Annotated in this window: 23 protein-coding genes and 1 tRNA gene; 10 read left to right on the top strand and 14 right to left on the bottom strand. The window is 54.2% G+C overall.

What is annotated here, in order from left to right; all coding sequences use genetic code 11:
• Positions 1-9: 9 nt before the first annotated feature.
• The 9 genes from SERS4_RS25710 to SERS4_RS0109630 all read right to left on the bottom strand — a co-directional run bounded on the left by SERS4_RS25710 (position 10) and on the right by SERS4_RS0109630 (position 12,578).
• Positions 10-2,508, bottom strand: coding sequence for a type VI secretion system Vgr family protein (locus SERS4_RS25710; protein WP_017892325.1), 2,499 nt, complete (start codon positions 2,506-2,508; stop codon positions 10-12).
• The gene (gene tssH / locus SERS4_RS0109665) at positions 2,505-5,174 is read right to left on the bottom strand and encodes a type VI secretion system ATPase TssH (protein ID WP_017892324.1); all 2,670 of its coding nucleotides are present in this window, start codon (positions 5,172-5,174) and stop codon (positions 2,505-2,507) included. The genes SERS4_RS25710 and tssH overlap by 4 nt, the downstream gene beginning before the upstream one ends.
• 172 nt (positions 5,175-5,346) lie before the next feature.
• Positions 5,347-5,838 carry a type VI secretion system effector Hcp gene (gene hcp / locus SERS4_RS0109660; protein ID WP_012006213.1) on the bottom strand — a complete coding sequence of 164 codons (492 nt, stop codon included), beginning with the start codon at positions 5,836-5,838 and terminating at the stop codon, positions 5,347-5,349.
• Between the two features lie 3 nt (positions 5,839-5,841).
• Positions 5,842-7,551 carry an OmpA family protein gene (locus SERS4_RS0109655; RefSeq protein ID WP_017892323.1) on the bottom strand — a complete coding sequence of 570 codons (1,710 nt, stop codon included), beginning with the start codon at positions 7,549-7,551 and terminating at the stop codon, positions 5,842-5,844.
• Positions 7,548-8,237, bottom strand: a complete 690-nt coding sequence (gene tssL, locus SERS4_RS0109650; RefSeq protein ID WP_017892322.1) for a type VI secretion system protein TssL, short form — start codon at positions 8,235-8,237, stop codon at positions 7,548-7,550. The genes SERS4_RS0109655 and tssL overlap by 4 nt, the downstream gene beginning before the upstream one ends.
• Positions 8,234-9,574, bottom strand: a complete 1,341-nt coding sequence (gene tssK / locus SERS4_RS0109645) for a type VI secretion system baseplate subunit TssK (RefSeq protein ID WP_017892321.1) — start codon at positions 9,572-9,574, stop codon at positions 8,234-8,236. The genes tssL and tssK overlap by 4 nt, the downstream gene beginning before the upstream one ends.
• A gap of 15 nt (positions 9,575-9,589) precedes the next feature.
• Entirely contained in the window at positions 9,590-11,137 is a 1,548-nt protein-coding gene (tssC, locus tag SERS4_RS0109640; RefSeq protein ID WP_017892320.1) for a type VI secretion system contractile sheath large subunit, read from the bottom strand.
• Between the two features lie 34 nt (positions 11,138-11,171).
• Entirely contained in the window at positions 11,172-11,669 is a 498-nt protein-coding gene (tssB, locus tag SERS4_RS0109635; RefSeq protein WP_017892319.1) for a type VI secretion system contractile sheath small subunit, read from the bottom strand.
• An 821-nt stretch (positions 11,670-12,490) separates the two neighbouring features.
• A tRNA-Ser gene (locus SERS4_RS0109630) sits at positions 12,491-12,578 on the bottom strand.
• A gap of 228 nt (positions 12,579-12,806) precedes the next feature.
• Here SERS4_RS0109630 and yccA point away from each other — a divergent pair.
• Positions 12,807-13,466 carry an FtsH protease modulator YccA gene (yccA, locus tag SERS4_RS0109625; protein WP_004942825.1) on the top strand — a complete coding sequence of 220 codons (660 nt, stop codon included), beginning with the start codon at positions 12,807-12,809 and terminating at the stop codon, positions 13,464-13,466.
• Between the two features lie 111 nt (positions 13,467-13,577).
• Positions 13,578-13,907, top strand: a complete 330-nt coding sequence (gene tusE / locus SERS4_RS0109620) for a sulfurtransferase TusE (protein WP_017892318.1) — start codon at positions 13,578-13,580, stop codon at positions 13,905-13,907.
• Positions 13,908-13,911: 4 nt separating this feature from the next.
• Here the strand turns inward: tusE and yccX are convergent, their stop codons facing one another.
• A complete protein-coding gene (yccX, locus tag SERS4_RS0109615) occupies positions 13,912-14,190 on the bottom strand; it encodes an acylphosphatase (protein ID WP_012006192.1) in 279 nt (92 codons plus the stop codon).
• Between the two features lie 92 nt (positions 14,191-14,282).
• Here yccX and rlmI point away from each other — a divergent pair, with 92 nt between their 5' ends.
• Both rlmI and hspQ read left to right on the top strand, forming a co-directional pair.
• The gene (gene rlmI / locus SERS4_RS0109610; protein ID WP_017892317.1) at positions 14,283-15,473 is read left to right on the top strand and encodes a 23S rRNA (cytosine(1962)-C(5))-methyltransferase RlmI; all 1,191 of its coding nucleotides are present in this window, start codon (positions 14,283-14,285) and stop codon (positions 15,471-15,473) included.
• Positions 15,474-15,534: 61 nt separating this feature from the next.
• On the top strand, positions 15,535-15,852 hold the full coding sequence (gene hspQ, locus SERS4_RS0109605; protein ID WP_012006190.1) for a heat shock protein HspQ: 318 nt from the start codon (positions 15,535-15,537) through the stop codon (positions 15,850-15,852).
• A 56-nt stretch (positions 15,853-15,908) separates the two neighbouring features.
• Here hspQ and SERS4_RS0109600 read toward each other — a convergent pair whose 3' ends face one another.
• On the bottom strand, positions 15,909-16,322 hold the full coding sequence (locus SERS4_RS0109600; protein ID WP_017892316.1) for a CoA-binding protein: 414 nt from the start codon (positions 16,320-16,322) through the stop codon (positions 15,909-15,911).
• Positions 16,323-16,583: 261 nt separating this feature from the next.
• Here SERS4_RS0109600 and SERS4_RS0109595 point away from each other — a divergent pair, with 261 nt between their 5' ends.
• Together SERS4_RS0109595 and SERS4_RS0109590 are read left to right on the top strand one after the other, a co-directional pair.
• Complete coding sequence (locus SERS4_RS0109595; RefSeq protein ID WP_017892315.1) at positions 16,584-17,255, top strand: DUF2057 family protein; 672 nt, start codon at positions 16,584-16,586, stop codon at positions 17,253-17,255.
• 125 nt (positions 17,256-17,380) lie between these two features.
• Positions 17,381-17,839 carry a methylglyoxal synthase gene (locus tag SERS4_RS0109590; RefSeq protein ID WP_012006187.1) on the top strand — a complete coding sequence of 153 codons (459 nt, stop codon included), beginning with the start codon at positions 17,381-17,383 and terminating at the stop codon, positions 17,837-17,839.
• A gap of 33 nt (positions 17,840-17,872) precedes the next feature.
• On the opposite strand, the gene helD is transcribed toward SERS4_RS0109590, so the two are convergent.
• On the bottom strand, positions 17,873-19,927 hold the full coding sequence (gene helD / locus SERS4_RS0109585) for a DNA helicase IV (protein ID WP_017892314.1): 2,055 nt from the start codon (positions 19,925-19,927) through the stop codon (positions 17,873-17,875).
• A gap of 165 nt (positions 19,928-20,092) precedes the next feature.
• Here helD and SERS4_RS0109580 point away from each other — a divergent pair, with 165 nt between their 5' ends.
• Entirely contained in the window at positions 20,093-20,545 is a 453-nt protein-coding gene (locus tag SERS4_RS0109580) for a YccF domain-containing protein (protein WP_017892313.1), read from the top strand.
• 26 nt (positions 20,546-20,571) lie between these two features.
• The gene (gene yccS, locus SERS4_RS0109575) at positions 20,572-22,707 is read left to right on the top strand and encodes a YccS family putative transporter (protein WP_017892312.1); all 2,136 of its coding nucleotides are present in this window, start codon (positions 20,572-20,574) and stop codon (positions 22,705-22,707) included.
• On the opposite strand, the gene SERS4_RS0109570 is transcribed toward yccS, so the two are convergent.
• Positions 22,708-23,367: a TfoX/Sxy family DNA transformation protein gene (locus SERS4_RS0109570; protein ID WP_012006183.1), complete on the bottom strand. Its 660-nt coding sequence runs from the start codon at positions 23,365-23,367 to the stop codon at positions 22,708-22,710.
• A gap of 232 nt (positions 23,368-23,599) precedes the next feature.
• On the opposite strand from SERS4_RS0109570, the gene sulA reads away from it, so the two are divergent.
• Positions 23,600-24,106, top strand: a complete 507-nt coding sequence (sulA, locus tag SERS4_RS0109565; RefSeq protein WP_017892311.1) for an SOS-induced cell division inhibitor SulA — start codon at positions 23,600-23,602, stop codon at positions 24,104-24,106.
• 358 nt (positions 24,107-24,464) lie between these two features.
• Positions 24,465-25,541 carry a porin OmpA gene (gene ompA / locus SERS4_RS0109560; RefSeq protein WP_012006181.1) on the top strand — a complete coding sequence of 359 codons (1,077 nt, stop codon included), beginning with the start codon at positions 24,465-24,467 and terminating at the stop codon, positions 25,539-25,541.
• Between the two features lie 112 nt (positions 25,542-25,653).
• Here ompA and matP read toward each other — a convergent pair whose 3' ends face one another.
• A complete protein-coding gene (gene matP / locus SERS4_RS0109555; protein WP_012006180.1) occupies positions 25,654-26,112 on the bottom strand; it encodes a macrodomain Ter protein MatP in 459 nt (152 codons plus the stop codon).
• Positions 26,113-26,200 lie beyond the last annotated feature (88 nt).

The following is a 26,200-nucleotide window of genomic DNA, read 5'->3' as shown; positions in this document are numbered from 1 at the left end:
CCTTGCTCCTTAAAACTTCAGTGAAAGTTTTTCAGCAGTACGGGTAACCACCCGCTCCGTCATGCCGTCTTTGTCCGTTATTCCCTCCCATACCTGCCCGGACGCACTGCTGATGGTATAGGGAACGCCAGCGCGCGGTGTGACTTTATCTGCCTCAGTGATACAGAACTGTTCGTTAAACAGATCGCTCACCTTGCCAGGTGGCGTGGCAATGGTTTTTACATCACTGGCGGCATCTTTACGCCCATAACGACTCGCACGGGTGTAATAGTCGCCGGTCGTCGCCAGCTCAATCCTGCCGCCGTCTAGTGTGATATAACTGCCCCCGGCATTTAACGTGATACTCTTTGCTGCCGTGATTTGGATCTCATCTTCCGTGCTGACAATGCTGATCCCCTTTCGTGCCAGTAGCTCCATCGTGTCGTTCTGAGCCTGCACCTGTACTGGCCCCTGATTCGCAATAAGCTTGATCCCCAGCTTACGAACAAACACGCTCAGGGCATTGCCAACCCCGATAAACAAATTTTTCACCACACCGACGTCAGCATTTTTACCGGCAGTGGCTATCAGGTTCTGGCCCGCCGATACCTGCAGGTGCTGTCCGCTGGTTAGTGCCACGCCATCCGGCGCACTGAGCAGCAGCACCGATTTTTTGAGGTCCATCAGCTGCTGTTCCAGCAGTTTGATTTGCGCCTGGAGATCGGCCGGGTTCGCGGTGGCGGTCTGCGCATCATTCGAAATGGCCGTCATCTGCTCCAGGGCGTCCCCCAGATTGCTGACCGCCGGTTGCATTTCCAGCACCTGACCCTGTGCCTTTGCCTGGCCATCGGCACTGATGAAAATGCCCTTCTGCGCCCGAATCGCGCCCCAGCCGTCGGTTCTGAGTTCAAAACCCTCGCCCCGTTTTTGCTTCTCGCTGTCAACGAGATGTCCGAGATTCAGTTGGCTCTTGCCGCCGTACTCCGTGCTGACCTTGATATGCTCCTGGCCCCGGCTGTCGTCGAGGCGGATTTTGTTGTTGCTCGGTGTGCGCAGTACGTTGCGCTTGTAGTTACGGATGGTGACGTGGTCGCCGTGCGCCGAGTCGTGCAACACGCCGGAGATGTACGGCCTGTCCGGGTTGCCGTCTTCAAAGCCAATCGCCACTTCGGTGCCTGCCAGCAGCGGCAGGTGCAGACCATAAGTGTCGCCGGCGTACGGGCGGGACTGACGCACCCACAGGCTCTCGAACCCGGTCTCCCAGTTATCACGGTCAAACAGCATGTTGACGCGATAACGGCCGTCTTTATCGATATGCCCGTAGGTGTCGTTTTCCGTGGTGCTGGTCACGCGGGCGGGCAATGTGCCCGCCATCACCGGACGCTCACCGGGTTCCGGGCGGAAACAAAAATCGGTGCTGTCCGGGATACCGCTGATATGCACCTCAAAATCTTTATCACGGCGGGCCGCGCTTTTCATCCCGGTGATGAACACGCCCTGGCTGAACGCCTCCGCCACTTCATAACCGCCGGTGACTTTCAGTACCTGTCCGGGCGCCAGTATCGGGCAACTGGTGATGGCGCTGAGTTGGGTCTGGCCGTTCAGGTAGCGTTCGTGACGCACGCGGGCATAAAACGCGCCGGACTCCGGAGCCGGGTTAGGGTCATAAGTACTGCCCTGCGTCAGGTAGTTGTCGGCATAGTGGTAAGCCTCGCCGTAGGTGGTGCTGTCGCCGCGGGTCGCATCCACCTGGGTGTTCATGTCATTGGTGGCCTGGCGGTAGTTGTAATCGTGGGTACTGACCTGCTTTTGCACCACGTGGTGATGGCTCGCCATCCCCCATACCGAATCCATGCCTTGCGCGTGCTGGCCCGATGGCGGTACCGACGGCAGAATCAGGCCTTTTTCGTAGCCCTGGCGGCTGTCGTAAAACTCCACCACGTCGATGTTCAGGCGTGTGTCGGTGGTGAAACGGAACCAGATCCCCACCTCACCCAGCAGGCGGGTGATAAAGTGCAGGTCATCCTCGCCGTACTGCATCACCTGTTCACGCCGCGGGTATTCTCTGGTTAGCGAAAACAAAAAGTCCTGCCCGCGCAGGTTATGGCGCTCGCGCAGGATTTTTTCCACAATCTGCGGCACCGACATATCCTGATAAACCGCGTTCTGATGCGAGCGGTCGAGCAATGCCAGACGCGGCTGTAGCGTCAGGGCGTAATGGGTTTCATCTTTTGAGGTGCTGAGGCGTTCAAAGCCACTCACCACGCCCTGGAGAACCCGAAGCGGCTGCTGAATTTTAATGCCGTAGCCCTGGTCGACAGGTGCCTGCAACGTCAGAGCCCCCATTTTCATCAGCATCATTTCCTTGCTGATGGCGTGGTCGTTACTGGTGAACTCAATGCGGTAGCTGAACGGCTTGCTCAGGGCCTCGTTGCCTTCAAACGCCAGCACATCAAGTTCTGACTCACCTCCTTTTATCGCCAGCAGGTGGTGGTTATGGCTGAATCTTATTGGGAGACTGGTGCTCATACGCGCTCTCCTTGTGTAGGGTCAAACTCCAGCCCTATGCCCTCTTCCTCACTCCAGCCAAGACGTAACGACCGCGGTTTCTGTTTTGCAGCCATGCGAGTCAGCAACTGCTGGCTCAGCACCGGCAAAATTTGCTGATTGAGCAGGCTGTCGACGTTACGTGCGCCGGTATCCGGCAACAGGCAGGCGGCGGTCAGAGCATCGAAAAGACTTTCGTCAATATGCGTGGTCAGGCCATAGTGACGGTGCAGGCGTTTGCTGACCTGTCCGAGTTTCATTTCAACAATGATGCGCATCGCAGGCTCACTCAGCGGGCGGTAAATCACCGTCTGGAAACGGGCCAGCAGCGCGGGCTGGAAGTGGTCACGCAATATTGGGTGCAGCAGTTCGTGCAAATCGCCTTCGGTGGCTTCTGGCTGTTCATCCAGCCGTTGCATGATGGGGTCGCTGCCGAGGTTGGAGGTCATCAGGATCACGGTGTTACGGAAATCAATTTCGCGCCCTTCGCCGTCACGCATAAAGCCCCGGTCAAACACCTGATAGAACAGGTTCATCACGTCGCGGTGCGCTTTCTCCACCTCGTCGAGCAGCACCACGCTGTAGGGACGTTTACGCACCGCTTCGGTCAGAATGCCGCCCTGACCGTAACCGACGTAGCCCGGTGGCGAGCCCTTCAACTGGGAAACGGTATGCGGCTCCTGGTATTCGGACAGATTGATAGTGATAAGCGATTTCTCACCGCCGTACAGCACATCGGCCAGCGTGAGTGCGGTTTCGGTTTTACCCGTGCCGCTCGGGCCGACCAGCAGGAACACGCCCTGCGGACCATTCTCCGAGGTCAGGCCGGTTTTGGCGGCGCGCAGGCGCTGCGCAAAGGCGCTGAGCGCCACATTCTGGCCTACAACGCGTTTGCCGATTTCGGCTTCCAGACTCAACAGTTCAGTCTGCTCGTCTTTCATCAATGAAGAGAGCGGGACACCGGTCCAGTCGGCAATCACGTTGGCCACGGTTCGGGTGTCCACATCCACCTGAATCAACGCCTCATCCCGTTGCAGGTTTTTCAGCTGTTGCTGCAGGTCGTGGACGTCCGCCTGGCGGCTGCAGCCCTCAGAATGAGAAGCCTGACGACAAGCCATCAGTTGCTCTGCCAGTGCTTTTTCTTCGCTAAAACGTTGATCTAGCGTGCCGATATCCGCATCCAGCGCAAGGCACAATTTTTCAATCCCGGCCAACCGCTCACCATGGGAATGACCGCCGACAGCGATATCTTCCAGTAAGGCCTGCTCTTCCAGAACCAGTGCAATCCGCTGCGCTTTCAGACGGGTAATTTCTTCAGGCACGGTTTCGAGGCTCATGCGCACGCGGGCGCTTGCGGTGTCGAGCAGGTCAACCGCCTTGTCCGGCAATTGACGGCCGGTCAGGTAACGGCGAGAGAGCGTGACTGCGGCCTTAACTGCGTCATCGGTGATATGCACGCCGTGATGTTCGGCATAACGGGATTTCAGGCCTCTGAGCATCAGGCAGGCCGTGTCGTCGTCCGGCTCGTCGACCTTAACCATCTGAAAGCGACGCTCCAGCGCGGCATCACGTTCAAAATACTGTTTGTATTCGCTCCATGTGGTGGCAGCGATAGTGCGTAACTCACCGCGAGCCAACGCGGGTTTGAGCAGGTTGGCGGCATCGGCACCGCCCGCCTGATTGCCCGCACCGATAATGGTGTGTGCTTCGTCGATAAACAGCAGAACGGGTGTTGGCGACTGCTGCACGGCGTCGATAACGTTTTTCAGGCGCTGCTCAAACTCACCTTTTACGCCGGCCCCCGCCTGCAACAGGCCCAGGTCGAGGGTGCGCAGACTGACGGTTTTCAGTGATTCAGGAACATTTCCTTCGGCAATGCGCAGAGCCAGCCCTTCCACCAGCGCCGTTTTACCCACACCCGGTTCGCCGACCAGAATCGGGTTGTTCTTGCGACGTCTTGAGAGAATATCCACCATCTGGCGGATTTCGGTATCGCGGCCAAAGACCGGGTCAATGTTGCCCTCTTTCGCTTTAGCGGTGACATCAAGCGTGAACTTATCCAGTGCGTTCTGGAGCGCAGGATTGAGTTCACCTTCTTTTATCTCTGCACCGACCGGACGGCCGACGAATTCAACGTCTCCACCGTGCGTCTGTGCCAGCGCTTCTTCCTGCTGAACGTCCTCACGCTCGTCCGATTGTGCGTCCAGCAACGGGCGCAGACGCTCAAGCTGGCTCTGCCCCAGCGTCAGCAGCAGCCACACGCCATCACAGCGCAGCATTTTGGGCATTTCTATCATTGCGGCCAACAAATGCACACTACGGATGTGTTCGCTGCCTTCAAGCGAGGCAAACATCCACGCCTGTTTCAACAAGGATTCAATGGCGCCTGACAACTGAGGACGGCTGCGCACGGAACGCGGCAGGTTATCCAGCCAGCCGAGTAAATCCTGCCACAGAGCGTCCATATCCCACTCATAACGGCGCGCCAGCACCGTCAGGTCACCTTCGCCCTGCTCCAGCAATTTCAGCAGCCAGTGTTCGGGTAAAATTTCGGCGTGGGCGCGGGTCTGACACAGGCATGCTGCACCTTCTAACGCACGGGCACAGTAAGGATTAAGGCGACGTAACAAGGCGGCTGAATTTTCCATAATTCTCTCTCTTTATCGGTTCCCTGGCACGCTACCGCCCATCGCTATTTCCTGTAAAAGGAACCTAAAGCGCATAAGGTCAGGCGGGCAGATTGTGTTTTTCTTTGCTGAGTGCCCGCACGGCAGACACTCAGCAAAAAACTGCGGACAGGAAAACCTGCCCGCATCAGGCTTACGCCGTGGCGCGTTCGTTCCAGGAATCGGAATGAATGATGTTGCCGTCTTTGTAGGTCCAGGTGATTTTTTCGTAACGCAGCTCAAGCTGTTCGAGGTGGTTGTGTTTCTCGTACGCCGGGTCTTTCACGTCATGCATGACCGGATTCACCTTCACCACCTTCACGTTTTCCAGCTTGGTGTTGAAGTACTCCACTTCCTGACCGGCGTCGTTGATTTTGTACCACTTGAATTCAGCCGATTTCAGGGTCTGACCGGTGGTCACTGCCTTGTACAAATACGGGCTGGAAGAGTCGATTTCCTTGGTGAACAGGAACGGGGTATGGATACGTGTGCCGGTCAGCTTGCCGGTGTTGTTATCGGTCGGGATATACAGGTTGTGTTGCTGCGCCACCACTTCAATGCTGCCTTCGCGGTCTTTAACATCTACAGATCCTTTAATGTCCGCGCCGCCGTCGTCTTTCAGCCAAAGATAAACTGGAATTGCCATGGTTTACTTCTCCATTTCGTTTTTTGATACGTCACCATCCAGTGATGACGTCAGGGTGTTGCCCGGTATCCGGCAGGCATCTGCCTGAGGTACCAGACTGATTTCGACACGCCGGTTAAGCGCACGGCCTTCCGGAGTGTCATTGGTGGCAACCGGCCGACTTTCGCCATAGCCCTGCACCGCAAAACAACTTTCCGGCACATCGCCGGTATCACGCATCCAATCGCGTACTGCTGCGGCACGTTTCTGGGAAAGCGTCTGATTGAGTGCTGGATTGCCGGTGTTATCCGTGTGGCCTGCCACCACAATCAGCCAGCCCGGCTTGGCTTTGATGCCCACCAGGGAGTTAATGAGCATTTTGGTGGAGCCCGCCTTCAGCGCGTATTTACCGGAATCGAACAGCGACATGCTGTCGAGCCGCACAATTTTCGGAGCCGGCTTCGGTTGAGGTTTGGACGGCAGTGGCGGCGGAACATACGAGCGGATCGCATCCAACAGCGGCATACGCAGACGCTCGCCCTGATACAGGCCGAGGCTCATCCGGGCCGGTACGCCATTACGCGCCTGGTCATCCAGCTGTGCGGCATCCTCTCGCAGGACCGCGACGGCATCGGTTTTCGGACCGTAATCATCTATCGGGATATGGTCATACCGGGCAATATCGAAGCTTACGCAGTGCAGCAGCTGGCGATTGTTCCAGCCACTGCTGAGCAGCGCCGCAATGGCCGCCAGTGTGAAGATCCCGAGTGCACAGCGCCAGGCACGCCCCCGCGAGGTTAATCCTCGCCCTTCCGGCAGCAGCGGCAGGACGAAATCCGGGAATGGTGATATCACCGAGCTGTCCGTCCCCACCGGCTGCCAACCCGTCACCTGCTGCATCGCGGTGTGACGCGACAACCACGCCGTCCAGGCCGATGACGCCAGGCTCCCGGCAAGGATAGGTCCCATTCCCCACAGCACCGCTGTAGGTGCAATGGCCTGAACATCGGGGTTCTCATCCAAAAAGACGGCGTTGACGTGCTGATGGAACCAGCTCATCAGGCTGTTCATCAGCACCTGTTGCTGCATTGCTGGCGTTCCGCCGGTAGTGACCCATGCGGCGATAGAGCTCGGTGCTGAAGACTCCCGCCAGACCCTCACCCCTTCCCCCGGGATCGCCGCCTGCCAGAGCAGGTCATTCGTTATCGCGCTACCGACCTGACCATTCAGAACCAGCGGCACGGAATGCCCGGTATCCTTACGCAACTGGCTGATTTTCCAGCGCAGAGTCAGCAGGCGGCTGGTCAGTGCTTCGCAGTCAGCGTGTTTCTGCGGGCAGACACTGACCATCACCGACAGCTGACGCCCCCAGTCAGGGCGCTGCCACAGTACCTGTCGGGCCACCTGCTCCAGGTTCTGGTGGTCTTCCACCCGGATCCAACACCCCTGAGTAACAGTGAGTACCGGTGACTGATGCGGCCAGGCCAACGACAGATCGCCGCAGACCAACACCACCGGGTGGCGATATGCCGCCTCAGGGAGAGCTTGCAGACTCAGGGTGACGTCGCGCTGAACACGACGGCTGGCGACGTACCAGGACGCCGCAATCAGCCCCAGAACAACCAGAAAAACAAGAGCGGACACCAGCCGGGATGCAGGCAGAAAAACCAGGCAGACCACTGCACTCAGCAGGACGGCCCACAGCGCAAGCCCACGCTGTTGTGCAGGACTCATTTCACGGCTCCCGGCAACTGGGTCAACAGCATCTGATCTAGCCAGTGGTTCAGCCCCCACCACAGGGCGGCGACCACAATCACGCTCAGGCCAATACGCACGGACCATGACGCCAGCCATCCCCCCATTCCCCGCCCGGCACGGCTTTCCGCCAGTACAGGATGGGCTTGTGGATAGCTGATGGTCGGGACATGTTCACTGAGTGCGCTGACGAGTTTCTGGCGCTCCGGGTCGTTCAGTGAGCGGAAACTGCCGAGGAATCCCAGCATCATGACCCGCTGAAAGCAGGTCACGACAGCCTGGTCTGGAGCCGGTTCACGCAGCACATCGCGCATCCGATCGCACAGGGTGTCACCGGCATCCATGGTGCCGAGGAAATGCCCCTGCAGCGGAATGTCATACCACTGTACGCAGGCATCATCTTCCACACCGCGACCTTTGACCGCCTCGTCGAGCAGCGCACACTGTGCAGTGAGAATATGCTGACAGCTGGCCTCATCGAGTTCGCTCGCTTTCAGCTCACGCTGTACATGCTCGACATCAGTAATGCAGTGCTCCCACAGTTTGCGTCCTTCCCCGTCCTGGAATTTCGGGCCGTGGCGCAGGCTGACGACCTGTAGCCAGGTGTCTTGCAGCAGGGCATCAATATCAATGGACGCGGCTGTCCCGCGTTGACGTTCACTCATGTTCTCAGCACCGCAAAGAGTTCAAGCTCCGGCTCACCAAGCATACCCGGGACATAAAACATGCAGTTGCCGCTGTCGAGCATGTCAGTTGCCAGGGGATGGGAGACATCGAGGCTGAAATATTGGTTCTCCAGACGCAGTGGAATGGCCGCTGGCACATGGCGCAGCGGTGTCAGCGGAACCCCGACGCGTGAGGAATTCACGATACCCCTGACATGATCCGGGCTTCCCACTTTGCACTGACGCGGGAACTGCTCCTGCAGCTGCGCCACCGGCATCGGGGAGCGTACCGACAGGTAGTAGTCGGCACCTTCACGCAGACGGGGATCGTGCAGACGTGCCTGCCAGAAGTGCAGCCGCTTATCGTGCTCAAGCTCAATTGACACCACCCGTGACGGCAGGCTCGCTTCCAGCAAATCGCTCAGTAGATTAAACAGCGGTGGGAAAACGGCATTCAGTTGCTCGTGCTGATAGGCCGGTATCGCACTCACCTGATGTTCCAGGGAGAAGGTCAGCAAACTGCCGGCCAGGCGGGACAGTTCGGTATGAAGGCGTTCTGCCGGACTCTGCAGATTGCGCTGGAACTGGCCCAGCACCGGCTCAGCACTGTTGAGGGCATTCAGCAGCCAGAACAGGGATACGTCAGCCACCGCAAAATCCGCCATCCGCTCATTGCTTTCGCGGCGCATGGCCATCAAACGGATCAGACGGGCGCGCAGTTGGGTCATCAGCTGTTCGAGTTGGGTCGCCAACCAGCGGCTGCTCTGTACGGTCAGCAGCGGCGGGAGAAAACTGTCATCAATCCGCCAGACGCCCTGCAAATCCTGCTGCAGACGGGCCACCGGGCAGGTCAGATAATCACCGTTATTCTGATGGGCAAAGCGCAGCGTCAGTTCCGGCTGCATCACCGCTATCTGGCGGGTGTCTTCGCCAAGCTGGTTACGCACGTCCCGCCAACGCTGACGGTAACGCACCGGACGATCGGCCACCTCATCAGGTTGCAGGCAGTTGCCGCCATTCGCCCGCAGCAGGGGCAGCGCCAGTAGCACCACCACATCATGCGATTCGCTGTCCAGTGACAGAACCGGCGGCAGCGCATCGGCATTATCTGTATCGATAAGTGTCCCATCCGGGAAACGGACATGCAGCTTACGGGCCTGCAGACGACCGAGTTTCAGTGCGTCCGGTTCAAAGGCAGACTCAATCATTCCCCAGGGGTGATTGAGTCCCATTCGGGCAATGCATTCCGCAGACCAGGCCGCATACGCAGCCTGTTGCTGGAAATGCTGGGGAGAGATCATGATGCCCCTGCCCCATAACGGTTGTTCCGTTTTCATCGGCTTCCTGCCTTATTAGGCTTTCGCTTTTGGCATCTGGGAAACCAGCGAAAGATTCACGTCCATCCCTTCCACCTGGAAGTGCGGTACGGCATACAGCTTCACGCGGAAGAAGCCCGGGTTATCCTCGATATCTTCTACTGTCACTTTCGCATCACGCAGCGGGTGAGACGCCTGCAGGTCATCGCCTGGATCGGTCATTTCTGTCACCAGGCTACGCACCCAGGTATTGAGTTCCAGTTCCAGCAAGCGGCGGTCCTTGGTGGTACCGATATTTTCACGCTGAATAAGCTTCAGGTAATGCGCTATACGCGACAGCAGGAAGATATACGGCAGACGCGCGTTGATGCGGCTGTTGGCCGTCGCATCGGCGGTGTCATACAGCGCCGGTTTCTGGGTGGAGTTGGCGGAGAAGAAACAGGAATAATCACGATTCTTGTAGTACGACAGCGGGATAAAGCCGAGGTTGGCGAATTCAAATTCGCGGGTTTCCGGGATCATCACCTCACTCGGGATCTTCACCTGATTGCCGGTGCCCAGATCGTACAGATGGATAGGCAGATCCTGAACGGCACCACCGGCCTGCGGGCCACGGATTTGTACACACCAGCCGTTGTTGATGAAGCTGCGCACCATGTTGGCGGCAAACGCAAACGAGGCGTTGGTCCACAGATATTTGTCGTGATCCGGGCCTTTCACTTCTTCGACGTAGTTGAAGCTGCGCACCGGCACGGTGTCCGGACCGTACGGCAGGCGGCCCAGTACACGCGGCATCACCAGGCCGATATAGCGGGAGTCATCCGTCTCGCGGAAGGATTTCCACTTGATGTATTCGGCACGATCGAAGTAGTTGCCGATATCTTTAATCGCCGCCACGTCTTCCATATTGTCTTTGAGGAAGAATTTCGGGCCAGCAGAGCCGATAAACGGCATATGTGCTGCAGCAGACACTTTCGAAATGTTGCGCAACAGGGCAACATCCTGCGCAGAGGCATCAAACTCGTAGGCAGAAATCAGCGCGGCAATCGGCTCTCCACCCGGAGAATCGTATTCTGCGGTATATGTGTGCTGGTATAATCCGCTCTGAATAATCTCCGGCGCGTCTTCAAAATCCTGACGCAAATCGTCTTTCGACAGATCAAGCAGCTCGATTTTGACGTTCTGACGGAAGTCGGTTTTGTCGACCAGCGACTTCACCCCGCGCCACAGGGATTCTACCGACTGGAATGCCTCATGGTGCATGACCGCATCCAGTTGGCGGCTAATCTGATAATCCAGCTCCGCGATGTGGTGGTCAATCAGGGTTCTGTCCAGCTTTTCGACCCTGGAGCCCGCCTTGCTCAGGCACTCCAGAAAGACCTGCATACCGGCCGTCAGACGCTCGTCAGCCGTGGCATCAGACATTGCCTGGTTATCCTGCCAGATATCCAGCGCACTCAGCTCAGAGACCGGACTCAGATTGATTTTTTCAAACAGGGAAGCATACACGCTGCTCGCTTCCGGACGCTCCAGCACCACGCTCTCACCGCCAGCGGTATTCTCATTTTTTACAGACATCAGCATTTTCTCTTCGTTAATCCGTTAAACATCGCGACCGTTATGCTTGCTTCGGTGCCAGAGCAGACAGCTCACTGCGCAGTTCAGCGCTAAGCGCTGGGTCGAGCAAGATTTTTTCCAGCTCTTTGCGGAAAGCCTGGTTATCCAACAGGTTGGCTTTCAGGTCACGGAGAAGATTGCGCATGGCAAGCATGGCTTTAAGCTGGGGGATCTGGCGGGCTACCTGCTCCGGTGTGAAATCGTTCATCTCACGGAAAGTCAGGCTGACGTTCTCTTCGCTACTGTCACCGGCCAGGGTGTTTTCAACGGAAAGATTTATGGAGGGAGAGAATTCTGCCAACACGCTGTCAAAATTGTTTTTATTAACGTTGACCTTTTCACGCTCAGACAGCGGGCGTTGCTCGGCACCATTGCTGTAATCCCCCACCACCATCAGCTTAAGGGGCAATTCGGTTTTCTTCTGAGCACCACCAGTGTGCAGATCGAGTTTTATGTTGACGCGAGCTTTGGGGATCTCGGACTGATAGGAGTTAGACATGGCTGTCCCTGTTCTATGGAATGATAGAAATGGTCAATGCCACTGAGCAATTAATAAGAAATGCTTATCTTGCCAAAACAACATCCCTGCTCGTGCCATCCGGCACAAATCAAAACTGGGGTCAAAAGCGAGCGCATTCCATTCACTAGCGAGCATGACACAGTACTTTCAGGTCTTTATCTGAAAAGTGATGATTTCAGAATATTACCTATTGATTGGAGTTTAAAAATGTTAACGGCATGATTGGAAATTGAATTTTGTAACAAATAATTACAGTCAGGAAATTTAACAATAAAAGATCATCAAATTGATTTATAAGAACTTTCGCAGAAAGATACCACAAACCGCATGGGATAAGGGTGTGCGGTAAATGATCAATTAGACTTAAGGTCAGTGTTGGGTGAATTTCAACCGCCTTGCGAGAAAAGTCTGATTTTATAATTTTTAAAAAAAATGCGAGGCCGCGCATGACTGAACAAGCAAAAAGATAACGGCCCGCCTCGCTAGCAAGACCTTTGCCTTTCACTTAAATGATATTTACTTATTTTCGCAGAGTGGAGTTCGAGAAGAAATCATTGGTTGTACAACCCGGAGGACGTTTTCTGTTTCAGTTGATGGCAGTGAACCGATCGCCTTCAATGATGTGCTCTCGTGGGTTGGGGTAGGCAACGTGCACGTTGCCTGGGAGAAGCTGCGTAACCTGTCCGATGTATTCTCAGGGCTACCAGCGCAAACCAGCGGAATTCGCATGCTGGATGACATACCGAGGGGAAAACAAAATAAAAAAACCCCGCGCTCAAAGAGCACGGGGTCATAATTTATGGCGGAGGAGCAGAGATTCGAACTCTGGAACGGTTTCCCGTCGACGGTTTTCAAGACCGTTGCCTTCAGCCACTCGGCCACCCCTCCGCAACGAGCCGAACTATAAACATAGCCGATCCGCTTGTAAAGCCCATAACCGTTCAACCGAGCGAAAAAACAGCATTTGGCGAGTAAGCGTTGAATAAAGCGCCAACTCCGGCTCAAGGTTGCAACAATGATAACTAAGGGTAAAGATTGGTAAACAAACTTTAATCAAACGCTTGCGCTGCCTATCATCGTCACTAATTTTGTGATGACCTGATAAGAGAGATCATTATGGACCGCATTGTCGTCTCATCCTCCTCACGCGACTCGTTACTGAGCACGCATAAGGTTCTGCGTAACACCTACTTTCTGCTTTCGCTGACGCTGGCATTCTCGGCACTTACCGCTACCGCCAGCACCATGCTGGGGCTACCGGCACCGGGCCTGTTGCTGATGTTGGTCGGTTTCTATGGGCTGATGTTCCTGACCCATAAGCTGGCAAACAGCCCGGCCGGTATTCTGGCGGCCTTCGCACTGACCGGTTTTATGGGCTATGCCCTGGGGCCGATCCTCAGTTCATTCATTAATACCGGAGCCGGTGACCTGATCATGCTGGCGCTGGGTGGCACCGCGGTGGTGTTCTTCTGCTGTTCAGCCTACGTGCTGACTACCCGCAAGGATATGTCGTTCCTGTCCGGGATGATGATGGCCGGTTTTGTGGTACTGCTGGTTGCGGTCATCGCCAACCTGTTCCTGCAGATCCCTGCCCTGCATCTGGCCATTAGCGCGCTGTTTATCCTGTTCTCCGCCGGTGCCATCCTGTGGGAAACCAGCAACATTATCCACGGCGGTGAAACCAACTACATCCGCGCTACCGTTAGCCTGTATGTATCGCTGTACAACATGTTCATCAGCCTGTTAAGCATTCTGGGCTTCGCGCGCAGCAACTGATTTAACGCCTGAGAAAGACCCAAGGCCCCGCTCCGGCGGGGCTTTATTTTTTGCAGCGACAAAAGTTTGCTAAACTGACGGCCGTTCTGAATTATCCATTACCGAGGCAGTATGTTGGAGTATCAAGGTCAGGTTATTGAAACTGACGCACAAGGTTACCTGAAAAACAGCACCGATTGGCATGAAGCCCTGGCACCACTGCTAGCCGCACAGGAAGAGATAACGCTGACCGAAGCACATTGGGAAGTGGTGCGTTTCGTACGCGGCTTTTACCTGGAATTTAATACTTCCCCGGCGATCCGCATGCTGGTCAAGGCCATGGCACAAAAGTACGGCGAAGAGAAAGGCAACAGCCGCTATCTCTACCGTTTATTCCCCAAAGGCCCGGCCAAACAGGCAACCAAAATAGCCGGGCTGCCGAAACCGGTAAAATGTATCTGAAACGCTAATAGCGAATGCTGAAGCCTTGAAAATCGGCCGCGCCTCGCGGCTCCACCAGCACGCGATCGACCCGTGCACTACGCGGGCCGCCATTTTTCAGCCATTCCACCAGCTTGTCCACCTGCGGTTGTTCGCCGCAGGCCAGTACTTCAACGCTACCGTCATCAAGATTACGCGCGTAGCCGCTTAACCCCAACGCCGTCGCCTGATGCTGAGTGTTGTAACGAAACCCCACCCCTTGCACCACGCCATAGACATACGCAGCAATGCAAACTTGTGTCATAATCGGCCCCTTATCGACTTTCGTATATGGTATTGCCTGTGCATCTGCACGGCGACGCCACTCATTTTATCTAGCTGGCAGCATTCTTAATTATGACCGTACGCCTGTTTCTCGCCAAAGGACGTGAAAAGTCCTTACTCCGTCGCCACCCATGGGTGTTTTCCGGCGCTGTTCAACGTGTTGAAGGTAAAGCCCTTTCTGGCGAAACCATCGATATTCACGACGCCCAGGGTAAATGGCTGGCGCGCGGAGCCTACTCACCAGAGTCGCAAATCCGCGCCCGCGTCTGGACCTTTTTGCCGGACGAAGAGATTAACATCGAATTCTTCATCCGCCGTTTACAACAGGCGCAAAGCTGGCGTGATTGGGTTGCCAAACGTGATGGGCTGGACGGTTACCGTCTGATCGCCGGCGAATCCGACGGTATGCCGGGCATTACTATCGATCGCTTCCAGAACTTCCTGGTGTTGCAGTTGCTGTCCGCCGGCGCTGAATATCAGCGTGCCGCGTTGATTACCGCTTTGCAGCATTGTTACCCGGAATGTGCCATCTATGATCGTTCAGACGTCGCGGTACGTAAAAAAGAAGGTTTACCCTTGGCTCAGGGTCAGGTCGTCGGCGATCTGCCCCCTGCTCTGCTGCCTATCACCGAACATGGCATGAAGCTGCTGGTGGATATTCAGCAAGGCCATAAGACCGGTTTTTACCTCGACCAGCGCGACAGCCGTCTGGCCGCACGTAACTATTCCGCCGGCCGCCGCGTGCTTAACTGCTTCTCCTATACCGGTGCCTTCGCCGTGTCGGCCCTGATGGGCGGTTGTACTCAGGTGATCAGCGTTGATACGTCGCAAGCCGCATTGGATATCGCCAAACAGAACGTCGAACTAAACCAGTTAGACCTGAGCAAAGCCGAATTTGTCCGTGACGACGTGTTCCAACTGCTGCGCGCTTACCGCACGCAGGGTGAAAAATTCGACCTGATCATTATGGATCCGCCGAAGTTCGTCGAAAACAAGAACCAACTGGCCGGTGCTTGCCGCGGTTACAAAGATATCAATATGTTGGCGCTGCAGCTGCTGAACCCAGGCGGCATTTTGCTCAGCTTCTCCTGTTCCGGTCTGATGCCAACCGATTTATTCCAGAAAATTTTGGCCGATGCCGCTGTAGATGCCGGGCGTGATGTACAATTTATAGAGCAGTATCGTCAGGCTGCCGATCACCCGGTTATCGCGACTTATCCTGAAGGGCTGTATTTGAAAGGGTTTGCGTGTCGGGTGATGTAACTTGAAATACGCTGTTTTGCCCTCATATAGAGAGTAAGGCATTGTTTCTCAGGAGGTCATCATGATTGCCAGCAAATTCGGTATCGGACAACAGGTTCGGCATAAGCTGCTGGGGTACTTGGGGGTGGTGATTGATATCGACCCTGAATACTCGATGGAACAGCCTAAGGCTGATGAAATAGCGGCAAATACCGATTTACGTTTCGCCCCTTGGTACCACGTGGTGATGGAAGACGAAGAAGGCCAGCCGGTGCATACCTATCTTGCAGAAGCGCAGTTAGATGGGGAAGCCCAGGAAGCTCATCCTGAACAACCTTCGCTGGACGAGTTGGCGGAGTCTATCCGCCACCAGCTACAAGCTCCACGCCTGCGCAACTGATGCGCCAGGCCTGAGAAACAACGGATAAAAGCCTGGCACCATGCCAGGCTTTTTACTCAGTGCTCCAGCCCCAAACGCGGAATTTCGATTTTAGGGCAGCGATCCATCACTACCTTCAGCCCCGCCTCGTTTGCCAATGCCGCGGCCTGCTCATTAATGACGCCGATTTGCAGCCACAATACTTTGGCACCAATCGCAATGGCCTCTTGCGCAACCGCATATGCCGCTTCTGAATTACGGAACACGTCAACCATGTCCACCGGGTGCGGGATATCCTTCAACGTGGCATAGGCCTGCTGGCCCAGCAAGGTTTGCCCCGCCAGTTTTGGGCTGACCGGCGTAACCTGATATCCCTGAGCAAGCAGATAGGCCATCACGCCAAAACTCGGCCGCGCCGGATTATCACTGGCGCCCACCAGCGCAATGGTTTTCACCTGCTGCAGCAGGCCGGCAATATCGATGTCTTGCATTTTCCGCTCCCAATTATCGACGGGGGATTTCCCTGTTTCGAGTGTAACCCACTGACCTTAAATCGGCTAAACCCAGAGTCACGGAAACTCCCGGCGACTTTTGCGGTCTGATGCTGTCACTGCCAGCCTCTGCCGGGTTAAATGGTGTCAAAATAAATATAAATGTGTATATTTGTAACCAAAAAACGCAATACTGAAAAACTTTGACACAATCTATGGCGTGTTCAACACTAATAGCGATGCGCTTATAAGGAGATAACAATGAAATTTGGTCTGATGGTTGCGGCGCTGCTCAGCATCGGTATCAGCATGCCTGCCGTGGCTACGACCCTGAAACTCTCTCCTGACATCGACCTGCTGGTGGTCGACGGCAAGAAAATGACAGGTTCGTTGTTAAAAGGCGCTGACAGCCTGGAGCTGGATGGCGGACAACATCAATTACTATTTAAAGTGGCCAAATCTGTACGCTCAGGGCAAAACGAACAAACTGTCTATACTTCACCTCCACTGATCGCCACCTTCAATACGCAAAATGTCAGTTCCGTAGCCATTGAGCTGCCGCGTATTGAAAATGTCCGGGATGGCCAGCGTTTTGATAAAACGTTCAATTATCAGGTGATTGATAAGAACGGCAATGCGTTGGCCATGAAACACGACGTATTACGCCCCGACGACATCACGCTTAACATCGATCTGGAAAAGCTGATGGCGGATTACAACAGTCAGAAGCACCCGGCTTCCGTACCGGCGTTCACCCATGTTCGCGCCTCCACACCCGGCTCACCGCTGGCGAATGCCGCTTTAAACTCCCCCACAGTGACACTGAAAGGTGAAAACGTTTCCGAGCAAATGCTGCAATACTGGTTCCAGCAGGCAGACAAAGAAACGCAGAAACGTTTTCTTCATTGGGCAAATAAACAGGCAGTGCGTTAAGCAAGATTGATGACGCCTTTTATTTAAAGGCGCGTTTTCTTCGCATTTTCAGGTGTAAACGCTAGGCAGTGAAAAACAGTTTCAGTAATCTGTCGCACATCACCCGATTAGCGAAGGAACTCCAGATGGAATTTACTACCCGCACTATCGCCGCGCGCAAACACATTGCGCTGGTGGCGCACGATCACCGTAAACAAGCCCTGCTGGCATGGGTTGAAGACAATAAGTCCGTGCTGGAACAACACCAACTTTATGCCACCGGAACCACCGGCAACCTGATCCAGCAAGCCAGCGGTATTCCGGTAAATAGCATGCTGAGCGGACCTATGGGGGGCGACCAGCAGGTGGGGGCGCTGATCGCCGAGGGCAAAATCGATATGTTGATCTTCTTCTGGGATCCATTGAACGCGGTGCCCCACGATCCGGATGTGAAAGCCCTGCTGCGCCTGGCGACGGTATGGAATATTCCCGTCGCCACCAACCGCTCCACCGCAGACTTCCTGATTGACTCTTCGCTGTTCAAAAGCGAAGTAGAAATCGCCATCCCTGACTACCAGCGCTACTTGCAGGACCGTCTGAAGTAACCATCACGGCCTGGTTTCCGCCAGGCATTGGGTTTAGGGTTTCTTCTGCGAGGGTACGCCGAGATCCTGCAGTTGTTCAACGAACACCGACGGGCGCTCGCGATCCTGCAATAACCACACCTGATGCTTGGCGCGAGTTAACGCCACATACAGCAGTCGCCGCTCCTCGGCATCCGGGAAGTCTTCCGGCTGCGGCAACAGAACGTCTTCTAATATCGACTCACGTGCGACCGCAGGAAAACCGTCGTTTCCCTGGTGCAAACCGGCGATAATCACGTACTCGGCCTGCTGCCCTTTGCTGGCGTGGATGGTCATAAACTCGATGGTCAGTTTAGGCCAGCGGGTTGCCGCTTTTGACAACGCCTGCGGCTTCAGATGATGGTAACGTGCCAACACCAGAATCCGCTCTTCGGGCTTGGCATAGCCACTGAGCTTATCCAACAAATTTTCGAGTTGTTCATGCGCCAGCAGAACCACCGATTTCTTGTTGCCTTTGCTCAGGCTGTTCAGCGGTTTCTTCAACTGGTGCGGGTTCTGCTGTACAAAGCGGTTTGCCACCTCACCAATACGCTCATTGAAACGGTAAGTGGTGTCGAGCGCACATTGTGCCCCTTCGCCAAAGTTCTCGGCAAATGCTGTTGTCAGCGTCAGTTCAGCCCCGCTGAAACGGTAAATGGCCTGCCAGTCATCACCCACGGCAAACAGACAAGTCTGTTTGTTTTGTTTACGTAGCGCCGCCAGCAGTTGCGCCCGTTGCGGTGAGATATCCTGAAACTCATCGACCAGGATATGTTTCCACGGGCTGACAAAACGCCCTTTCTCCAGAATATTGACCGCCTGATGGATCAGGCCAGAGAAGTCTACTGCCCCCTCATCTTTCAGTGCGCCTTTCCATGCCTTGAGCAACGGTGCCATCAGCCGGATACGTTTTGAAAACAGGTCACGGACCTCTTCATCCGCCTGTTCGATCATTTCCGCCTGGCTACCGCCGTGCATTCGCATCAACCCCAGCCAACGTTCCAGTCGGCCAGCCAACCGTTCTGCCAGGCGTTTATCCTGCCAAAAATCACCTTCCGGCACTTCCCATTCCAGTTCTTCGAGCAACCACTGGCGCCAACCTTTAGCCTGTGCTTTTTTTTCTGCACATTGTTGCTGCCAATGGGTTATCAACAAAGCTCTTCGAGCCTTACTGTCGGTTTCCAGCTTACTGATCGCCGGTACCTTGCGGTTGCCCTGCTGGATAATCTGCAGTGCCAATGCGTGGAAGGTTTTGGCCTGGATCGCCACGCTGCCCAGGCGCTCCTGAATGCGCTCGTTCATCTCTTCCGCCGCCTGACGGCCAAACGCCAACAACAGTATTTGCCCCGGTTCAGCCTCCTGGCGACGCAGCAGCCAACCGGCTCGCGCCACCAACACCGAGGTTTTCCCACTGCCGGCCCCGGCCAGCACCAACACTGAATCTTCGCCATTAACTACTGCGCGGCTTTGTGAGTCGTTCAGCGGGGAAGTTTCGATGTTCTGGAAGAAGTCGTGGTAGCTCTCCAGCATTCGTTCGGTCCACTGCTGATTACGCTGCCCGACACTTTGCAACCCATGCTGCAGCCATTGCTGACAAAGGAGAAAATCATCCCGACAATTGTCAAATTGCTCCAGTCGCGCCACCGGCATAGGTAAGGCACCGAAAGACTCGCGAATTTGTTGCTGCAGCTTGCCCAGTTCGGATTTTTTAAACCACTTATCCTGCTGTTCAATACGCTGGATATGTTCAACCTGTTGCTGCAACACGCCGGCGCTAACTTCGCTCATTTCGGCGCTCCACTGTTGCCAGGCCTGCTGGAGATAGTGATAGAAGCGCTGGGTTTCCTGCCATTCGGTACCATGCAGGCGCACCACTTTCTCCTCCGGCAGCTCAAACTCCAGCTCGCCCCAGACAATGCCCCGCTTACACCGGACATGAATCAACTGATTGAAAGGAATAAGATATTCATGCTTCTCACCGCTCACCTCGACACCGGCGTGCAGCAACCGCACACGGTTGTAAGGATGCTGAGCCAGGTGTTTCCCCAGCGATGTCGCTTTAAGTTCCATATCGTCGCGCCATGACTATGTTGAGATTAAATAACGGATATCTGCCAGTTTACCTGCGATAAGCAGTGGCACTCTAGCGCTAAAAAAAGGGTAGAATAGATTTTGCGTTTTGATAGCAAACGCACCGCATCGCGGTTTGACCATCATTAGAGCAGAATGACGACTATGCGTACTGTACTGAATATTCTTAATTTTGTGTTAGGCGGTTTTTTCACCACCCTTGGCTGGCTGGTCGCAACGGTGTTTAGCGTGGTGCTGATCATCACCCTGCCGCTAACCCGCTCCTGCTGGGAAATCACCAAGCTGTCGTTACTGCCATTCGGTAACGAAGCCATTCACGTTAATGAATTGTACCCGGAAAAAAGCAATGCACTGCTTTCCGCCAGTGGTTCACTGCTGAACATTATCTGGCTGATCCTGTTCGGCTGGTGGCTGTGCCTGTCGCATATTGCCGCCGGGATTGTGCAGTGTGTAACGATTATTGGCATCCCTGTGGGTATAGCCAATTTCAAAATCGCCGCCATTGCCCTGTGGCCGGTCGGGCGACGAGTGGTATCCGTTGAAATGGCGCAACAGGCCAGAACTGAAAATGCCCGACGTCAGTATCAGCAGCGTTAATTTTTTCTCCGCCTGAGGAGTTTTTCGTGCTCTCTTTTGCACCAGCAATACGCCGTTATGCCTACAACAGCAATCTGCTTTATGATCTGCGCATCTTCATTGCACTGGCTGGTGCGGCCGCCGTACCCTGGTGGTTAGCCATTCCCAAGCTCACCATTCCCCTGACTCTGGGGGTGGTGGCAGCGGCGTTGACCGATCTGGATGATCGCCTGGCTGGCAGGCTACGCAATCTGTTGATCACACTGGTGTGTTTTTTGGTTGCTTCCGCCTCCATTGAGCTGCTGTTTCCTTATCCGTGGCTGTTCGCTCTTGGCCTCACCGCCTCCACCTGCGGTTTTATTTTGCTGGGTGCCCTGGGGCAACGTTACGCCACCATTGCATTTGGTGCCTTGCTGATCGCGGTCTATACCATGCTCGGCACCTCAATGTATGACGCCTGGTATCAACAGCCGACGCTGCTGATCCTTGGTGCCCTGTGGTACAACCTGCTGACGCTGATTGGCCACCTGATCTTTCCTATCCGACCTCTGCAGGAAAATCTGGCGCGTTGTTACAATCAATTGGCAAGTTATCTGGATGCCAAAGCCAACCTGTTTGACCCCGACGTCGAGCATGATGCCGACCTGCCGTGGATGGACGTTGCCATGGCCAATAGCGCTCTGGTGACCATTCTTAACCAGACCAAAGTTTCATTGCTGACGCGGCTAAAAGGCGATCGGGGGCAACGCGGTACCCGCCGCACGCTGCATTATTATTTCGTCGCCCAGGATATCCATGAGCGCGCCAGTTCCTCCCACGTTCAATATCAGGCACTGAGTCGACAGTTTCGTCACAGTGATATTCTGTTTCGTTTCCAACGCTTGCTCAGCATGCAGGCTCGCGCCTGTCAGCAGTTGGCGCAGTCGATTTTGCTGCGGCAAAAGTATCAGCACAATCTTCGTTTCGAACCGGTCTTTGGCCGTATTGAAGAAGCACTAACTCGCATTGCCATCACCCCGGAAAACCGTGAGCTGACCAAAGCACTCTCGCACCTGTTGAAAAATTTGCGCGCGATTGACGCCCAACTGGCAAATATTGAGTCCGAGCAGGCACTGGCCAGTGGCCTGGCGGAAGAGAATAGTCTGTCGGATGACCGGCTCACCGGCTGGAGCGATATCCGCCTGCGTATCAGCCGCCATCTGACACCTCAGTCTGCCTTGTTCCGTCATGCCATCCGTATGTCAGTGGTACTGTGCGTGGGCTACGCCTTTATTCAGTTTACCGGCATGCAGCACGGTTATTGGATCCTGTTAACCAGCCTGTTTGTCTGCCAACCCAATTACAATGCCACGCGCCGCAGGCTGGCGCTTCGAATTATCGGCACGCTGGCCGGCATTCTTGTTGGCCTGCCGATCCTCTATTTTGTGCCCTCTCTGGAAGGCCAGATGGTGCTGATCGTCATCAGCGGCGTTCTGTTCTTCGCCTTTCGAACCGTGCAATACGCACATGCCACCATGTTTATCACCCTGCTGGTATTGCTGTGCTTTAACTTGCTGGGTGAGGGTTTTGAAGTGGCCGCGCCTCGGGTTTATGACACGATTCTGGGATGTGCCATCGCCTGGGCGGCAGTCAGTTTTATCTGGCCAGACTGGAAATTCCGCCAATTACCGGCAGTTGTCAGTAAAACGCTGAACGCCAACTGCCGTTATCTGGATGCCATTCTGGTGCAATATCATCAGGGTAAAGACAACGGCCTCCCTTATCGTATCGCTCGCCGGGATGCACACAACAGTGATGCGGAGCTGGCTTCGGTGATATCAAATATGTCTGCCGATCCAAAAGCAAATAAAGAAGTTCAGGAAGCCGCCTTCCGCCTGTTGTGTTTAAACCACACCTTGTTGAGTTATATCTCTGCGTTGGGTGCACATCGTGAGCGTCTGAATAACCCCGCTACGCTGGACCTGTTAAATGATGCAGTTTGTTATGTCGATGGTGCCCTGCACCAGGAAGAACTCGACGACCGGCGCATCACTCAGGCGTTGGAAAGCCTGGCTGAACGAATTGTGCACGCTGCGCCGGAGCCGGAAAGCAAAGATCAATTGGTGTTGCAGCAAATTGGGTTGGTCATCGAGTTGCTGCCGGAGCTTACTATGCTGAATGCGCAAATCGGAAAATCGGTTTGATCACCCGGGGCCTTTTATCAGGCCCCGGACTCCCGGATTATGTCCGTGACTAAGTAACGACATGGTACGTTCAAACCAATTCGTCAGCTCACTGCGCATTTCCGAGGGTAAAGCGGCATGATGATAGCCGGCGATAGCCCCTCCCAGAGAAAGCAGTACCCGCAATCCTAAATTGCGTTGCTGTTGCAACATTCGAAGATAACTGCGTTTGGCACCGTTCAGGCGCAAATCATAAACATTATGAATGCCCGCCCGCCAAAGTAACCGTTCCATATTGATGTCGATGTTCGGCAAGGTTTTCAGCCGTCCCTGGTTATCCGTTTTAACCTTGAGTTCCCGGCGCGCTTCCCGAATAGCCTGCCAGGCTAACCCCACAAGTTCCCTCCTGTCGCGCCACAGCGTTTCATCAACCCAGTAATAACGCATGGTAATAGGTACCCCTCGTTTGGAGTACACCATATTAACCATTCCGCGAGACCGAAAAGTAGGCTCCAGGCTATCCGTCGCACGAAGATACAGCTCCCCTTCTGCAATCACAGCGAACATGACGCCATCGGCCAGCAGCCCATAACCGCCAAATTGCGAGCGTGTAGTAATGCCGCCTAATGCGTAAAAATACGCTTTGGCCTGCACGATCCTTCCACTTGATGTCCCTTTCATAGCGTTCTCCTTGTGTAGATTAGTGTTCTATCATTCCCCACATCAATGAAATAAAAGTAACGTGAACAAGTAATTAGAAAAATACGCACTATCTGCAGTCATGCCAATCACAAACGTCCGGTGTATGAAAAATGATCGCAATTATGCGAGGTACTACGAAGATTTGAGTTGATCTTAATCACAACTGGATGTACTGTATAAACATACAGTGACACTACGGGCGGGATACTTTATGCGTACTCAATCACTCTACAATACCCATTTCAGCCACACCTCTTTTGCGGTGAGTAATGCTGCAGAGAGCACGAATGCCGGCAAAGAGAATGGCCTTATCAGTGAACTTGTTTACAACGAGCATCAGCCCGCAGTGGTACAATTATTGTTGCCTCTGCTGCAGCAGTTGGGTATGCAGTCACGCTGGTTGTTATGGCTGACGCCTCAGCAAAAACTGAGTAAGTTATGGCTACAACAATCCGGCTTGCCGGTTGGAAAAGTGGTGCAGCTGAGCCAAATTAACTCGCTGGACACGGTTGAAGCGATGGAAAAAGCGCTGCTGACGGGTAACTACAGTGTAGTACTTGGATGGCTGCCCGATCTTACAGAAGAAGATCGTCTAAAATTAAGGCGTGCGGCAGAATTAGGTAACGCTTATGGGTTCATTATGCGTCCTCAACGTGACATAAACCCGGTTCACGGACACTGTTCCACCCTAAAAATTCACTCTTCTTTGTATCATTAAGTAAATTTAGGATTTTTCCCATCATTTTCATCTCCCTGCAAGGGAACCTTTATGGGATCAGGGACAAAGCTAGTGTGGCTGCGGTTCCGCGGCCCAAAATCAGGGTTAAAATGTTCGTTTTTTTCCCGGTTAATGTTAGTAAATATGTATATTTCTGCGTTTTTTTTTAGAGCTTTATCACATCACACTTGTAACTTTCGCGCCACGTTGTAGACTTTACATCGCCAAGGTTGCTCTATAACGCCAGATAAACTGGCAGAGTAACAAACGAGGGCTCAAACCTTGGCGAAGGAATTTAACCAAGGGCTTAAAACAGCTTTAAAGCTCATTGCCTATTTGGATGATAACGAGGCGCAAAATGAAAAAGACAGCTATCGCATTAGCAGTGGCACTGGCTGGTTTCGCTACCGTAGCGCAAGCCGCCCCAAAAGATAATACCTGGTACACTGGTGCTAAACTGGGCTGGTCCCAGTACCATGACACTGGTTTCTACGGCAACGGTTACCAGAATGGTATCGGCAATGGTCCGACCCATAAAGATCAACTGGGTGCTGGCGCGTTCCTGGGTTACCAGGCGAACCAATACCTGGGCTTCGAGCTGGGCTATGACTGGCTTGGCCGTATGCCTTACAAAGGCAGCGTGAACAACGGTGCTTTCAAAGCGCAGGGCGTTCAACTGGCCGCTAAACTGAGCTACCCAATCATGGACGATCTGGACATCTACACTCGTCTGGGCGGCATGGTATGGCGTGCAGATTCCAAAGCTAACTACGGTAACGGCACTCGTCTGAGCGATCACGACACTGGCGTTTCTCCGTTGGCAGCAGTTGGTGTTGAATACGCACTGACCAAAAACTGGGCTACCCGCCTGGACTACCAATTCGTTAGCAACATCGGTGATGCAGGTACTGTCGGCGCACGTCCAGACAACACCATGCTGAGCCTGGGTGTTTCTTACCGTTTCGGTCAGGATGATGTTGTTGCTCCAGCACCAGCTCCAGCTCCGGCTCCAGTTGTTGAAACCAAGCGTTTCACTCTGAAGTCTGACGTGCTGTTCAACTTCAACAAATCTACCCTGAAAGCAGAAGGCCAACAGGCTCTTGACCAGCTGTACACTCAGCTGAGCGCAATGGATCCTAAAGATGGTTCTGCTGTAGTTCTGGGTTACACCGACGCCGTTGGTTCTGACCAGTACAACCAGAAACTGTCTGAAAAACGCGCACAAAGCGTTGTTGATTACCTGGTATCTAAAGGTATCCCTTCAGAAAAAATCTCTGCACGTGGTATGGGCGAAGCTGATTCCGTCACTGGCAACACCTGTGGCTACAAAGCTGGTCGTGCTACTAAAGCACAGATCGCTTGCCTGGCACCAGATCGTCGCGTAGAGATCGAAGTTAAAGGTATCAAAGACGTTGTAACTCAGCCACAAGGCTAAGCTACCACTCTTAGTAAAAAACCCCGCAATGCGGGGTTTTTTTTCGACTAAATCAAATGGTGTAAGCAACAAAGAGCCACTTCCCTTACAGGTAACTGGCTGGCTAGCGGGTTTATTCTTTGTCTTTACCGAGAATAGCTTTTAAATCTTGCTTCAATGATGACATCTGGCTGGCATACTTCTCTTTACGTTCCGCATCTTCGATCAACTGCACCACTGTTTCTGATAGAGTCACCCCACGGCGACGGGCCAGCGCGGCCAAACGCTGCCAAACCAGAAACTCCAGATCGATAGATTTTTTACGCGTATGTTGGTGTTCTGCGTTAAAATGACGTTTACGCCGTGCGCGGATAGTTTGCTTCATCCGGTTATCCAGTTCCGGATTCATATGGTGGCTAATCCACGTCAGCACTTTTACCGGCTCATTTTCCAGCTTCAGCAGCTCGTCAATGGCTTCCTGAGCAACGCTGTTTTCAATGTGGCGGGTAATAGCTTCCCCTTCCCGGTGCTTTTTCACCAGGTACTTCCATTTCCAACCGCTCTCCAGATTTTCCAGTTGCTGATATTTCATCGTGAGCTCTTCAGTGACCGCGTAACTTTATTAAGCATAACAGCTTTACGCCGAATTTCCCCGGCAATTACACCCCGTTTTAGACTGT

Source organism: Serratia sp. S4 (assembly GCF_000347995.1).
GTDB lineage: Bacteria > Pseudomonadota > Gammaproteobacteria > Enterobacterales > Enterobacteriaceae > Serratia > Serratia quinivorans.
Note: the sequence above shows the minus strand (reverse complement) of the source record. Positions and strands in the feature narration are given on the sequence as shown.

Coding starts and splice junctions, on each gene's coding strand:
- SERS4_RS25710 (WP_017892325.1), bottom strand. CDS start 2,508: ATGAGCACCAGTCTCCCAATAAGATTCAGCCATAACCACCACCTGCTG.
- tssH (WP_017892324.1), bottom strand. CDS start 5,174: ATGGAAAATTCAGCCGCCTTGTTACGTCGCCTTAATCCTTACTGTGCC.
- hcp (WP_012006213.1), bottom strand. CDS start 5,838: ATGGCAATTCCAGTTTATCTTTGGCTGAAAGACGACGGCGGCGCGGAC.
- SERS4_RS0109655 (WP_017892323.1), bottom strand. CDS start 7,551: ATGAGTCCTGCACAACAGCGTGGGCTTGCGCTGTGGGCCGTCCTGCTG.
- tssL (WP_017892322.1), bottom strand. CDS start 8,237: ATGAGTGAACGTCAACGCGGGACAGCCGCGTCCATTGATATTGATGCC.
- tssK (WP_017892321.1), bottom strand. CDS start 9,574: ATGAAAACGGAACAACCGTTATGGGGCAGGGGCATCATGATCTCTCCC.
- tssC (WP_017892320.1), bottom strand. CDS start 11,137: ATGCTGATGTCTGTAAAAAATGAGAATACCGCTGGCGGTGAGAGCGTG.
- tssB (WP_017892319.1), bottom strand. CDS start 11,669: ATGTCTAACTCCTATCAGTCCGAGATCCCCAAAGCTCGCGTCAACATA.
- yccA (WP_004942825.1), top strand. CDS start 12,807: ATGGACCGCATTGTCGTCTCATCCTCCTCACGCGACTCGTTACTGAGC.
- tusE (WP_017892318.1), top strand. CDS start 13,578: ATGTTGGAGTATCAAGGTCAGGTTATTGAAACTGACGCACAAGGTTAC.
- yccX (WP_012006192.1), bottom strand. CDS start 14,190: ATGACACAAGTTTGCATTGCTGCGTATGTCTATGGCGTGGTGCAAGGG.
- rlmI (WP_017892317.1), top strand. CDS start 14,283: ATGACCGTACGCCTGTTTCTCGCCAAAGGACGTGAAAAGTCCTTACTC.
- hspQ (WP_012006190.1), top strand. CDS start 15,535: ATGATTGCCAGCAAATTCGGTATCGGACAACAGGTTCGGCATAAGCTG.
- SERS4_RS0109600 (WP_017892316.1), bottom strand. CDS start 16,322: ATGCAAGACATCGATATTGCCGGCCTGCTGCAGCAGGTGAAAACCATT.
- SERS4_RS0109595 (WP_017892315.1), top strand. CDS start 16,584: ATGAAATTTGGTCTGATGGTTGCGGCGCTGCTCAGCATCGGTATCAGC.
- SERS4_RS0109590 (WP_012006187.1), top strand. CDS start 17,381: ATGGAATTTACTACCCGCACTATCGCCGCGCGCAAACACATTGCGCTG.
- helD (WP_017892314.1), bottom strand. CDS start 19,927: ATGGAACTTAAAGCGACATCGCTGGGGAAACACCTGGCTCAGCATCCT.
- SERS4_RS0109580 (WP_017892313.1), top strand. CDS start 20,093: ATGCGTACTGTACTGAATATTCTTAATTTTGTGTTAGGCGGTTTTTTC.
- SERS4_RS0109570 (WP_012006183.1), bottom strand. CDS start 23,367: ATGAAAGGGACATCAAGTGGAAGGATCGTGCAGGCCAAAGCGTATTTT.
- sulA (WP_017892311.1), top strand. CDS start 23,600: ATGCGTACTCAATCACTCTACAATACCCATTTCAGCCACACCTCTTTT.
- ompA (WP_012006181.1), top strand. CDS start 24,465: ATGAAAAAGACAGCTATCGCATTAGCAGTGGCACTGGCTGGTTTCGCT.
- matP (WP_012006180.1), bottom strand. CDS start 26,112: ATGAAATATCAGCAACTGGAAAATCTGGAGAGCGGTTGGAAATGGAAG.